Raw genomic sequence first — 11817 nt, 5'->3', positions numbered from 1 at the left:
CGGCATTCTAGAGCATCGAACGCAAAAGTGGGTACCGGTTTTGCGTGAAAAGATGCTCACGGCCGTAGACTGACGGCATCGGATGTGGGTTCGATGTCACGTCCGATGCTGGAGGGCATCCGCTCACGGGAGGCTATCGGCGCAAGGTCGAGGGTTCAGCCTCGCCTCTCCGCGTTCCAGGTGCCGGAGCAGGCCCGCCCGCCCGACGTCGTCCAGGTGCCGCGGCCCCAGCCCTCCGAGAGCTGCCCTATGACATGGGCGCGGTCCTGGCCGTGCACGATGCTGGCGGAGACGGAGCCGTTCGGGCGGACCTGGCCGTTCACGTCGAAGCGTTCCGGTCCGCCATAGCGCGCGCGGCCGTTCTGCACGATCACCGCGTAGCGATAGGCGCGGTCGCAGGCCCCTTGTTCGGTCACGACCTCCACGCTCCAGGTGCCGTCGAATTTCTTCGTCTGCGCGTGGGCCTCGGGCGCGAGAGCGGAAACCGCCAAGACCGTCGCGCCGAGCCAAACCATCATCCGCATCGAAAACTCCATGCTGCCAAGACAGGCCTGGATAACGTGAGGTCGAGGGAGGGGTTCCTGGAGCGAGGCGGCATGAAAAAGCCGCCGCATCGGACGGATGCGGCGGCCTCAGGCTGCCGGTTCGGCTTTAGCTCTGCGCGAAGCTGGAACGCTTCTGCGCGCTCCAGCGGCCCGAGCAGCCATAGCTGTCGACCTTCCAGACGCCGGAGCCGGACTGGGTCGACAGGCTGCCCGAGGCCTGGCCCTGGGCGGCGCTGCTGCGGATGGCGAGATTGATGGCGCCGTTGGAGCCGATCTGCCCGTTGATCACGGCCGGAGCGGTTCCGGGAGAGCCCTGGTAGCGGACATTGCCCTGTTCGACCGTGATGGCGTAGGTGTTCGTGCCGCAGATCCCGGAATCCGTCACCAGCTGCACCTGCCAGGTTCCGTCATGCTTGTGCTTGGGGGCAGCAACGGCGGCGCCGCCGATGATGAGGCCGAGGCTCAGGCCCAGCGCCGTCGACTTGATGAAGTTCATGAACCGTGGTCCTCCCGGTGTCGCAGCCGGGAAGACGCCGTAAGCTCAGGCGCAGGCCTTCTCGAGGGCCTCGCTCAGAAGCTCAAGGGTGTCGCACCCGGTATAGATAAAAGTGGTGATGCCGGCGCGGATCAGCTGTTCTTCGCGTTCGCCCGCGCGGCCGGCCATGTAGATAACCGAAGATCCTGCGTCCCGCAAGGTCTTCGATGCTTCTTCCGCATGTGCCACATAAATGTCATCGGATGAACAGATGCATGAAAGCTTTGCTTTACTCTCGATATAAGCTTGGCGAAGCTTGGCTGGATCGGAAAAGCCATCGTTCATCAGGGCTTCGATCCCGCCGGCCTCGAAGAAGTTCTTGGCAAAGGTCGCCCGCGCCGTGAAGGCGGAGACCGGGCCGAGATTGGCCAGGAACACCCGCGGGCGCGCGCCCGTCCGGGCCAGATGCGCGTCCGACCGGTCGCGCAGGCGCTCGAAGCCTTCGGCCGTGCGCAGCGACGGCAGCGGCGTGACCGCCACGGCGGCCGGGCCGGGCTCCGGCGGCGCCTCCCGCACGGCCGGCAGCAGCACCGTCACGGGCGCCTCGGCAAGGTTCGGAAACGCGCTCGTGCCGGTGATCGGCTCTTGGCCGGTGGCAACGGCCTTGTCCCGCCGGGTGCGCACGGCCGCGATCCGGCCCTGCAGCGCGCCCTGCCGCAGGCTCTCGACGAGGCCGCCCTCGCGCTCGAGCGCCTGGAACAGGCCCCAAGCGGTCTCGCACAAGCCCTCGGTGAGCGCCTCGAAGCCGCCGGCCCCGGCAGCCGGATCGGCCACGCGCCAGAGCTGGGCTTCCTCGAGCAGGATCAGCTGCGTGTTGCGCGCCAGCCGGCGCGCCAACCCATCCGGCAGGCCCAGCGCCGCCGTGAACGGCACGACCGTGATCGCATCCGCGCCGCCGATCCCGGCCGCGAAGGTGGCCACCGTGGCGCGCAGCAGGTTCACCCACGGATCGCGCCGCGTGGTCATGCGCCAGGCGGTCTCCGCGTGCAGCCGCAGCGGGCGCGGCTCCAGGCCGCAGGCCTGCTCGATCCGGGCCCAGAGCCGGCGCAGCGCCCGGAACTTCGCGACCGTCAGGAACTCGTCCGCATCCGCCACCAGCAGGAACGACAGGCTGTGGCGCGCGGCCTCGAGGGCGTGGCCCTGCGCCGCGAGCGCCCGCAGATAGCTGACGCCCGTTGCGAGCACCGCCGCCAGCTCCTGCGCCTCGCTCGCGCCCGCCTCGTGATAGGCGCGCCCGTCGGCCAGGAAGACGCGGCCGGCAAAGCCTTTCGCGCTCAGATCCGCGAGCACCGCGCCCATGCGGGCCGAGACTTCGTTCCACGCGACCGCAAGGCTTCCCTGGGAGGCCAGGGCGCCGATCGGATCGAGGCCGAGATCGAGCGACAGCTCCGCCAGCGTGTGGCCGCGCCGTTCGGCAAGGGCGATGAGGCGCTCGGCCATGACCCGGCCCTGGCCGCCGGCATCGAGGCGCAGATGGATGAGGTCGAGCATCACGCCGGCGAGCGCCCGGTCGAGATCCTCGACCGTCGCGACGGTCACGCCGAAGCCGCGTGCGGCCGGGGCCCGGCGGGTGACCAGGGTGAGCGCATCCGCGCCGCCGTCGAGATCGCGCAGGGCGAGGTCGCGGGCCGCATCGGGATCGGGATGGTCCATGCGCTGCGCCACCAGCCAGCGCCCGGCCTGCGCACGCGCGATTCCGGCCGCGCCCTCGGCCTTGGGATAGAGCGGCCCGATCGCCAGCCCGTCCTGGCTGCGCGCGACGAGCGTCTTGGCGAAATCCGCCCCCTTCAGCACGCCCGCGACCCGCGCAAGCCACTGCTCGCGGGTGGCCTCAGGAAAATCGGCGGCAAACGACACATCGTCCATGGGGGTCCCCGTCCGGATAGGGCGCAGCGTGGGTTGCGCCGGAAGATAGTGCCTCGGACGGGATGTGGGAATGCCCTAAAGGGCGAGCACGAAAGGCGCGGTCACGCGCATGTCCGCAGCGTTCGGTCCCGCGCCCTCCTCGTCATCCCCGGGCTCGTCCCGGGGATCCACGTTTTTTGGCGCTGCGGCCCCGAGACGGGGCATCGCATCGATCCCGAAAGTGGATTCCACTTTTCACGTCCGATGCTCTGGGACATGAGCGCTTCGGCCGGCCTCACACGAACTGCGACAGGCCGGGAATGGAGCCCATGATGGTTCCCATGGCGTCTTCGCCGGCCTTCTCGCGGCCATAGGCGAAGAGTTCCTTCCCGAGCGGCTGCATCTGGCCCATGGACACGCCGATTCCCATGAGTTGGCCGCCGAGCGCCATCACGCCGCCGCCAAGGGAGCCGATCATGCCCATCATGCCGCCTCCGCCGCCGGAATTGGCCTCGTCGATGGCTTCCTGCGCGCCGGGGAGGGCGGCGATCAGCTGGTTGACCTCGTTCTGGGGCCCTTCCTTCTGCAGATAGCCGAGGATGAGGCCGATGGCCTTGCGGGTCGTGGCCTGATCGAGGCCCGTTTTCTGCGTGATCCGTTCGATGAGCTCGTCCATGCGATTCTCCTGTGCTCCGATGTGATAGTTTAGTTCTAAACTATTTATGGGGAAAACCCCAATCGAAAAGTCCCGGAGTGGAAACTAGCGACAGGACTTCTAAGATCCTTCGATGGAATCGGGAGAGACAGCATGCTCGAGGACGGCAAGATCTTCATCGGCAAAAGCACCAAGCCGGAATACCTGGATTTGGCGCTCGCCAACCGCCACGGACTGATCACGGGCGCCACGGGCACCGGCAAGACGGTTTCGCTGCAGGTGCTGGCGGAAGGTTTTTCCAGCGCCGGCGTTCCCGTCTTCGCGGCCGACATCAAGGGCGATCTCTCCGGCATGGCGGCTCCCGGCAACGGCAAGGCGCCTCTCGTCAAGCGTGCGCAGGATATCGGGATCGAATACAGGCCCGACAAGTTCCCGGTCGTGTTCTGGGACATCTTCGGCGAGCAGGGCCACCGCGTCAGGGCCACGATCTCCGAGATGGGCCCGCTGCTGCTCTCGCGCCTGCTCGATCTCAACGATACCCAGGAAGGGGTGCTCAACATCGCCTTCCGGGTCGCGGACGAGCAGGGATTGCTGCTGCTCGACCTGAAGGATCTGCGCGCGCTGCTGCAGCTCATCTCCGACAATGCGGGCGAACTCACCACGACCTACGGCAACGTGTCGAAGGCCACCATCGGCACGATCCTGCGCCAGCTTCTGGTGCTCGAGAACCAGCGCGGGGACGAGTTCCTCGGCGAGCCCGCGCTCGACATCAAGGACCTCATGCGCACGGACCGCGACGGGCGCGGCGTCGTGAACATCCTGGCGGCCGACAAGCTCATGAGCAATCCGCGCCTCTATGCCACGTTCCTGCTGTGGCTCATGTCGGAGCTGTTCGAGGAGCTGCCGGAGGTGGGCGATCTCGACCAGCCCAAGCTCGTGTTCTTCTTCGACGAGGCGCATCTGCTGTTCAGCGATGCGCCCAAGGCGCTGCTCGAAACCGTGGAGCGCGTCGTGCGCCTCATCCGGTCGAAGGGCGTGGGCGTCTATTTCATCACGCAGAACCCGGTCGACGTGCCGGAGACCGTGCTCGCGCAGCTCGGCAACCGGGTGCAGCACGCCCTGCGGGCCTATACGCCCCGCGAGCAGAAGGCGGTGCGCGTCGCGGCCCAGACCTTCCGGCAGAATCCCGCCTTCGACACCGAGAAGGCGATCATGGAGCTCGGCGTCGGCGAGGCCCTGGTCTCCATGCTCGAAGGCAAGGGCGCGCCCTCCATGGTGGAGCGCACCTTGATCGCGCCCCCCATGGCCCAGGTCGGTCCGATCGATCAGGCCGAGCGCCAGCAGATCGTCGCGGCGAGCCCCTTGAAGGGAAAATACGACCAGCCCATCGATCCGGAATCGGCCTACGAGATGCTCGCCAAGCGCGCCGAGAAGGCGGCCGCCGACGCCAAGGCGGCCGAGGGCGGAGGCGGCATCCTCGACATGCTCGGAGGCCTCTTCGGAACCTCGGGCCAGCGCAAGGGAAGCCTCACGGTCGGCCAGCGGGTCACCCGCGAGGTGACGCGCACCGTCGTCAACCAGACGATGGGCACCATCGCGGCGGAGATCGGCAAATCCATCGGCGGCCGCCAGGGCGGCTCCATCGGCCGCGCCATCGTGCGGGGGACCTTGGGCGGGCTGCTGAGGCGGTAGCGTACAGGCTCCCTCCTCCCATCCCCGCGCAGGCGGGAATCCATCTGCTGAGGTCTAGGGAAAGAGCGCGGCAGCACCCGCTTGCCTCCGGCACGATCCGTGAGGGGAGTGCATGCCCGCCTCCGCTCCTTACCCCTTGCGGGCTGTCCATCTTCGGCGCACCTTGCGGCGCAACCGGACAGATTCTGCCAACCCAAAGGACCGCCATGTCCCAGCTCGACCAAGTGCTTTCCAAGATCGATTCCGATCTCGACGCTTCCCTGGAGCGCCTGTTCCAGTGGCTCAAAGTGCCCTCGATCTCCACCGATCCGGCCTACAAGGACCATTGCCGCATCGCCGGCCAGTGGCTCGTGGACGAATTGAAGACCATCGGCATCGAGGCGTCCCTGCGCGAGACGGGCGGGCATCCCGCCGTCGTGGCTCATGCCAAGGGTCATGCCAAGGGCGCGGCGAAGCCGCATGTGCTCTTCTACGGCCATTACGACGTGCAGCCGGTCGACCCGCTGGAGCTGTGGGACGAGCCGCCCTTCGAGCCCCGCATCATCACGCTGCCCGACGGGCGCAAGGCGATCAGCGCCCGCGGCTCCTCCGACGACAAGGGCCAGGTCATGACCTTCGTCGAGGCCTGCCGCGCCTGGAAGGCGGTGACCGGATCGCTGCCCATCAACATCACCTTCCTGGTGGAAGGCGCGGAGGAGGACGGCTCCAAGTTTCTTCCCGAGTTCATCGAGGCCAACAAGGACGAGCTGAAGACCGACGTGGCGCTCGTCTGCGACACGGGCATGTGGGACCGGGACACGCCCGCCATCACGTCGTCCCTGCGCGGCATGGTGTACGAGGAAGTGATCGTGCGCTGCGCGGACCGCGACCTCCATTCGGGCACGTTCGGCGGCGCGGCGCGCAACCCGATCCACGTGCTGTCCAAGATCATCGCGGCCATCCATGACGAGAACGGCCGCATCACGATACCGGGCTTCTACGACGGCGTTCCCGAGACGCCGACGCAGGTTCTGGAGCAGTGGAAGGGCCTCAACCTGACGGAGGAGGAGTTCCTCGGCCAGATCGGCCTGAAGCATTCGGCCGGCGAGAAGGGCCGCATGCTCATCGAGCAGATCCAGTCGCGCCCCACCTGCGACGTGAACGGCATCATCGGCGGCTATACGGGCGAGGGCACCAAGACCGTGATCGCGGCGGAGGCGCGGGCCAAGATCTCCTTCCGCCTCGTGGGCGATCAGGATCCCGCGACGATCTCCGAGAATTTCCAGGCCTTCGTGCGGGAACGAATCCCCGCCGATTGCTCGGTGGAGTTCATCAGGCACAAGGGCTCGCCCGCGCTCGCGCTGCCGCACGATTTTCCGGCGCTCACCGTCGCGAAGGCCGCGCTGCACGACGAGTGGAGCCGGGAGCCGATCGTCATCGGCATGGGAGGATCGATCCCGGTCGGCGGCGACTTCAAGCGCATCCTGGGCCTCGACACGCTCTTCGTGGGCTTCGGTCTCGACGACGACCGCATCCATTCGCCGAACGAGAAATACGACCTCCAGAGCTTCCACAAGGGCACGCGCTCCTGGGCCCGCATCCTCGCGGCCCTGGCGGGTTAATTCCACCCGGCAGGCTTACCCCCTGCGTCGCGCCGGTGTTCCTTCCCTTGCCGTCGTGCCCGGCACAAGGCCGCGCATGACGGTAAGGAAGCGGCCGCCGACGATCCTCACAGGAGCCCGTCCAAAGCGTCGATGACGGCGTGCGGCGCGAGGTCCTCGTACTCGTCTGGCAGCCCGAGCCGGTTCACCCAGATCGCCGTGAAGCCGAAGGCCGCCGCGCCCGCGACGTCCCATCGGTTCGAGGAGACGAAGACGATCTCGTCCTCGTTGAGGGACAAAGCCTCGATCGCCAGCTGATAGGCATCCGGGCTCGTCTTGAACACCTTCGCGCCATCCACCGAGAGCACCGCGTCGAGATGGGCGGCAAGATCGGCCGAGGCCACCGCGGAGCCGAGCATCCCGGGGTCGCCGTTCGACAGGATGGCCGTGCGAAGGCCCCGCGACCGCAAGCCGTCCAGGGTCGGGCGCACCTCGGGATAGGAATCGAGAGTGCGGTAGGCGTCGAGCAGGAGAGGGCGGACCGAGTAATCCGCCGTCGCGCAGCGGGCGAAAGCGTAATCGAGGGCCCGCTCGGTGAGCGACCAGAACGTCCGGTAACGCCCGGCCAGAGACAGCACCCAGGAATATTCGAGCTGCTTGGCGCGCCAGATCTCGGACAGGCGCGTCCCCTCCGGACCGATCTGCGCCGCATGACGCGCGACCGCGGAATGCACGTCGAACAAAGTCCCATAGGCGTCGAAGACGACGGCTTTGCTCCCGGGCGGAATGAGGGGCAGCGACATGCTCCGGGTCCTCGAACCAGGGGAGGTCGATCGGGACTGATCATCCCCACTCATGCATTTCATCACAAGACTTTATCCTCTCCAAGCTCCTCAGGCGATTGACGAGGGTGACGCAAAGGGATTCGATAGGGCAGGTATTCTGACCCAAAAGTATTCTGACCCAAAAGGATGAGGACAGTGGCTTGGTATTCGCAGACCTGGAACTGGTTCAACGGCGCATGGCATGAGGGCAACCCGCCCCTGATCGGACCCCGGTCCCACGTATCCTGGCTCGGTTCCTCGGTGTTCGACGGGGCGCGCGTGTTCGAGGGCGTCATGCCCGATATCGACCTGCATTGCGCCCGCGTGAACCGCTCGGCGACCACCATCGGTCTCAAACCCACCATGGACCCCCAGGCGATCGTCGAGCTGGTGCGCGAGGGCGTGAAGAAATTCGCTCCCGGCACGGCGCTTTACGTGAAGCCCATGTATTGGGGCGAAGCCGAGGGCCTGGCCACCATCGCGCCCGATCCGGAATCGACCCAGTTCTGCCTCTCCCTCTTCGAGGCCCCCATGCCGGTGCCCGGCGGCATGTCGGTGATGAAGTCGAGCTTCCGCCGCCCGACCCTGGAATCCATGCCCACCGATTCCAAGGCGGGCGCCCTCTATCCGAACAATGCCCGCGTGATCCGCGAAGCGAAGGCGAAGGGCTTCGACAACGCCCTGGTTCTCGACGCCCTCGGCAACGTGGCCGAGACCGGTACGACCAATATCTTCATGGCGAAGGAGGGCGTCGTCCATACGCCGTTCCCGAATGGCACATTCCTCAACGGCATCACCCGTCAGCGCGTGATCCAGCTCCTGCGCGACGACGGCGTGACGGTCGTCGAGGGCGCGCTGCGCTACGAGGATTTCGCCACGGCAGACGAGATCTTCACGTCGGGCAATTATTCCAAGGTGATGCCGGTGCTGCGCATCGACACCCGCGATCTCCAGCCCGGCCCGTCCTATCGCCGCGCGCGCGAACTCTACTGGGCCTACGCCCATTCGCAGGCCGCGACCAAGGCGGCTTGAGCGACGCTCCATCCTCCACCGTCATCCCGGGGCGAGCATGGCGAAAGCCCGGGATCCATAGGAGCCGCAACGAAGTTGTGAACAGAGGATCGACGTGTCGGGCGACGGGCCGAATAGGAACGGCAGGTCAATGCAACACGCCCGTGCGGAGGCGCTCTCGAAAGGCTTCAACATCAATGCGCCCGCGATCCGCCGCCCGGGCAGCGGGCGGCCTGGCGGGCCCGGCGGCCAACCGCTGGAGGATGACTACGCCCGAAACGTCATCGGCGGGCCGGGGAGCTCGACGCGCCAGGCGGGGATCAGCGCCGCGCGAGCCTCACGCCCATCGCCTTGAGGCCCGCCAGCAGAACGCCGCCATAGATCAGCGCGCCCGCAAGGCCGAGCACCCCGAGCAGGGCTTCGTTCCGCCAGACCGGGAGCAGGGCGGTCCAGCCCTCGAGGGGCGCAGGCGCGAACCGGGCGAAGACGGCCAGGAGCGCGCTCGCCGCGACGATGGCGAGGCATGTCCTGCCGAGGGAGCGGTTGGGTGCCGTCCACCCGCGCCGATAGGCGAGCACGAAGAGCAGGGCGAGGTTGACCCATACGCCGATGGCCGTGCCGAGGGCGAGGCCGACCACGCCGTATGTGTCCATGAGCAGGATTTTCACGACGACGTTGACGCCGACCGCCGTGAGCGAGGCGATCAGGGGCGTCGCGGTGTCGGAGCGGGCATAGAAGCTCGAAACGGCCGAGCGGATGAGAACCGCGGCCGGAAGCCCCAGGCCGTAGGCCGCCAGCACCGCGCCCGAGCGCCGCGCCGCCTCGGCGTCGAAGGCGCCGCGCTGAAAGAGGGCGGACATGATGAGGTCCGGCATCACCAGGAACGCCACCAGGAAGGGCGCGGCCAGGGCGAGCGTCAGGCCGATCGTGCGGTTCTGCGCCGCATAGGCGCCCGCTTCGTCGCCCGAGGCGATGCGCCGGCTCATCTCCGGCAGCAGCACGGTCCCGGCCGCGATGCCGATGACGCCGAGGGGAAGCTGGTAGAGGCGGTCCGCGTAGTAGAGGGAGGACACCGCGCCCGTGGGCAGGAACGAGGCGATGATCGTGTCCGCGAAGATGGCGAGCTGCACGCCCGCCGACCCGATCACGGCGGGGCCGAGCGCCTTGAAGAAGGTCTTCATCGGCCGGTCCATGCGCGGGCGCTCGATCCCGGGCGAGGCGAGGGCGCGTTTCGTCTCCCACCAGACGAGGACGAGCTGCAGCGCGCCGGAGACCGTCACGCCCCAGGCGGCGGCATAGCCCGCATTCGGGAACAGGAACACGACCGCGAGCGCCGCGATCATCGCGACGTTCAGGAGAACGGGCGCGGCCGCGGCGGCCCAGAAGCGGTCGTGGGCGTTCAGGATCGCCGAGTAGATCGTCACGATGGTGATCAGCAGGAGATAGGGAAACGTGATCCGCGTGAGCGAGACGGCGAGATCGAATTTCGCGGGGTCTTCCGAGAAGCCCGGCGCGAGAAGCCGCACGACGACCGGCATGGCCAGAAAGGCCGCGACGAGCAGCCCGATCTGCACGATGAGCATCAGGGTCACGATGCGTCCGGCGAAGGATTTCGCGGCCTTCTCGCCTCCGGTTTCGAGCACCTGGGCATAGGCGGGCAGAAAGGCGTTGTTGAACGCGCCTTCGCCGAAGATGGCGCGGAAATGGTTCGGAATGCGGAAGGCCACGAAGAACGCGTCGGCTACGGGCCCCACGCCCATCACGGCGGCGATCACCACGTCGCGGATGAAGCCCGTGAGGCGCGACACGAGCGTCCATCCGCCGACGGAGAGAATCTTCTTGAACATCGGTCAGGCCCGGTGCGGCTGGTCGTGGACGGGGACGAGGCTGTCCGAGACCTCGGCGGTGCCGCCGATCCGCTCGGCGACCACGTAGAGCGGCCGGCGTTTCACCTCCGCGAAGATGCGGCCCACATATTCGCCGATGATCCCGAGCGACATCAGCTGGATCCCGGAGAAGAACATGATCGACACGATGAGGCTCGGAAAGCCCGGGAGGTCGGTGCCGAACAGGAGGGTCCGGATCAGGAAGTAGAGGGCGGCGGCGATCGACAGGAACGAGATCAGGAAGCCGAGATAGGTCCAGACGCGCAGGGGCACCGTCGAGAAGGCCGCGATGCCGTCGAAGGCGAAGCGGAAGAGTTTCCTGAAGCTCCATTTGGAGGTGCCGAAGCGGCGCTCCTCCACCACGAAGGGCACGCCGGTGCTCTTGAACCCGATCCAGGCGTAAAGCCCTTTCGAGAAGCGGGCCTTCTCGCCCATGGCGCGCAGCACCTCGACGCCCTTCCGGTCGATGAGGCGGAAATCGCCCGCGCCCTCGGGCAGCCCGATTTCGCCGAAGCGCGCGAAGAGGCGATAGAACAGGTGCGCGAAGCCGCGCTTGACCCGGGTCTCGTCCGAACGGTCGGTGCGCTGGCCGTAGACCATGTCGTAGCCCTGCCGCCAGCGCTCCACGAAGGCCTCGATCATCTCCGGCGGATGCTGCAGATCCGCGTCCATGATCACGACCGCCTGGCCTCTCGCGTGGTCGAGGCCGGCCGCGATGGCGATTTCCTTGCCGAAATTGCGGCTGAAGGAGATCGCTCCGACCCGGGGCTCCCGCTGGCTCAAGGCGCGGATGGCGTCCAGGGTGTCGTCCCGGCTGCCGTCGTCGACGAACACGACCTCCCAGGGAAGGCCGATCCGGTCGAGCACCGGGAACAGGCGCTCGCAGAGCGGCCGGATATTGGCGCTTTCGTTGTGGACGGGAATGATGACGCTGAGCTTGGGCGAGGCCACGATTGGGAAACCCTTTATGATTGTGCGCATCAAGAGCCGAGTTTGGGACTTTGCTCAAGAGCCTATGGACCGGTTCGGAACAGAATGTCGCGTGCCGGGGGCTTCCTGTTGCCGCATGATCGTGTCGTAAAACCGGTTCCCACTTTTCACGTCCGCTGCTCTAGAGCCTTTTCCATGAACTTCGGTTCATGGAAAAGGCTCCTGTTGGAAAAGGCTCCTGTTGTTCGAGAAAGACGCCTTTTCTTCGCAAAACCTGCATCCACTTTCGCGGAAAAGGCTCTAGGGTGCGGCAA

At 67.0% G+C, this 11817-nt stretch carries 12 protein-coding genes; 4 read left to right on the top strand and 8 right to left on the bottom strand.

The features are described 5' to 3' along the window. Window positions 1–155 precede the first annotated feature (155 nt). From RE429_RS16080 to RE429_RS16060, 5 genes are all read right to left on the bottom strand, one after another. Window positions 156–524, bottom strand: coding sequence for a hypothetical protein (locus RE429_RS16080; RefSeq protein ID WP_414471727.1), 369 nt, complete (start codon window positions 522–524; stop codon window positions 156–158). A gap of 127 nt (window positions 525–651) precedes the next feature. Beyond that, window positions 652–1041, bottom strand: coding sequence for a hypothetical protein (locus RE429_RS16075; protein WP_414471726.1), 390 nt, complete (start codon window positions 1039–1041; stop codon window positions 652–654). 45 nt (window positions 1042–1086) lie between these two features. Further along, window positions 1087–2946 (bottom strand): methylmalonyl-CoA mutase family protein, encoded by a 1860-nt coding sequence (locus tag RE429_RS16070; RefSeq protein ID WP_414471725.1) that lies wholly within the window; start codon window positions 2944–2946, stop codon window positions 1087–1089. 75 nt (window positions 2947–3021) lie between these two features. Beyond that, window positions 3022–3177 (bottom strand): hypothetical protein, encoded by a 156-nt coding sequence (locus RE429_RS16065; protein ID WP_414471724.1) that lies wholly within the window; start codon window positions 3175–3177, stop codon window positions 3022–3024. Between the two features lie 43 nt (window positions 3178–3220). Next, window positions 3221–3601 carry a DUF2267 domain-containing protein gene (locus RE429_RS16060; protein ID WP_414471723.1) on the bottom strand — a complete coding sequence of 127 codons (381 nt, stop codon included), beginning with the start codon at window positions 3599–3601 and terminating at the stop codon, window positions 3221–3223. 132 nt (window positions 3602–3733) lie between these two features. On the opposite strand from RE429_RS16060, the gene RE429_RS16055 reads away from it, so the two are divergent. Further along, window positions 3734–5272: a helicase HerA-like domain-containing protein gene (locus RE429_RS16055; RefSeq protein WP_414471722.1), complete on the top strand. Its 1539-nt coding sequence runs from the start codon at window positions 3734–3736 to the stop codon at window positions 5270–5272. Between the two features lie 206 nt (window positions 5273–5478). Beyond that, a complete protein-coding gene (locus RE429_RS16050) occupies window positions 5479–6873 on the top strand; it encodes a M20/M25/M40 family metallo-hydrolase (RefSeq protein WP_414471721.1) in 1395 nt (464 codons plus the stop codon). A gap of 107 nt (window positions 6874–6980) precedes the next feature. Here the strand turns inward: RE429_RS16050 and RE429_RS16045 are convergent, their stop codons facing one another. Continuing rightward, complete coding sequence (locus RE429_RS16045) at window positions 6981–7655, bottom strand: haloacid dehalogenase type II (RefSeq protein ID WP_414471720.1); 675 nt, start codon at window positions 7653–7655, stop codon at window positions 6981–6983. 168 nt (window positions 7656–7823) lie between these two features. Here RE429_RS16045 and RE429_RS16040 point away from each other — a divergent pair, with 168 nt between their 5' ends. Continuing rightward, window positions 7824–8708: a branched-chain amino acid aminotransferase gene (locus RE429_RS16040; protein WP_414471719.1), complete on the top strand. Its 885-nt coding sequence runs from the start codon at window positions 7824–7826 to the stop codon at window positions 8706–8708. A 130-nt stretch (window positions 8709–8838) separates the two neighbouring features. Then, a complete protein-coding gene (locus RE429_RS16035) occupies window positions 8839–9042 on the top strand; it encodes a hypothetical protein (protein WP_414471718.1) in 204 nt (67 codons plus the stop codon). On the opposite strand, the gene murJ is transcribed toward RE429_RS16035, so the two are convergent. Further along, window positions 9008–10534: a murein biosynthesis integral membrane protein MurJ gene (murJ, locus tag RE429_RS16030; RefSeq protein ID WP_414471717.1), complete on the bottom strand. Its 1527-nt coding sequence runs from the start codon at window positions 10532–10534 to the stop codon at window positions 9008–9010. The genes RE429_RS16035 and murJ overlap by 35 nt on opposite strands. A gap of 3 nt (window positions 10535–10537) precedes the next feature. Beyond that, window positions 10538–11554 (bottom strand): glycosyltransferase family 2 protein, encoded by a 1017-nt coding sequence (locus tag RE429_RS16025; protein ID WP_414471716.1) that lies wholly within the window; start codon window positions 11552–11554, stop codon window positions 10538–10540. Window positions 11555–11817 lie beyond the last annotated feature (263 nt).

This window comes from Microvirga sp. M2, from assembly GCF_047497095.1.
Classification (GTDB): Bacteria; Pseudomonadota; Alphaproteobacteria; order Rhizobiales; family Beijerinckiaceae; genus Microvirga.
The sequence above is the reverse complement of the archived record's forward strand: the minus strand, read 5'-3'. Positions and strand labels throughout refer to the sequence as shown.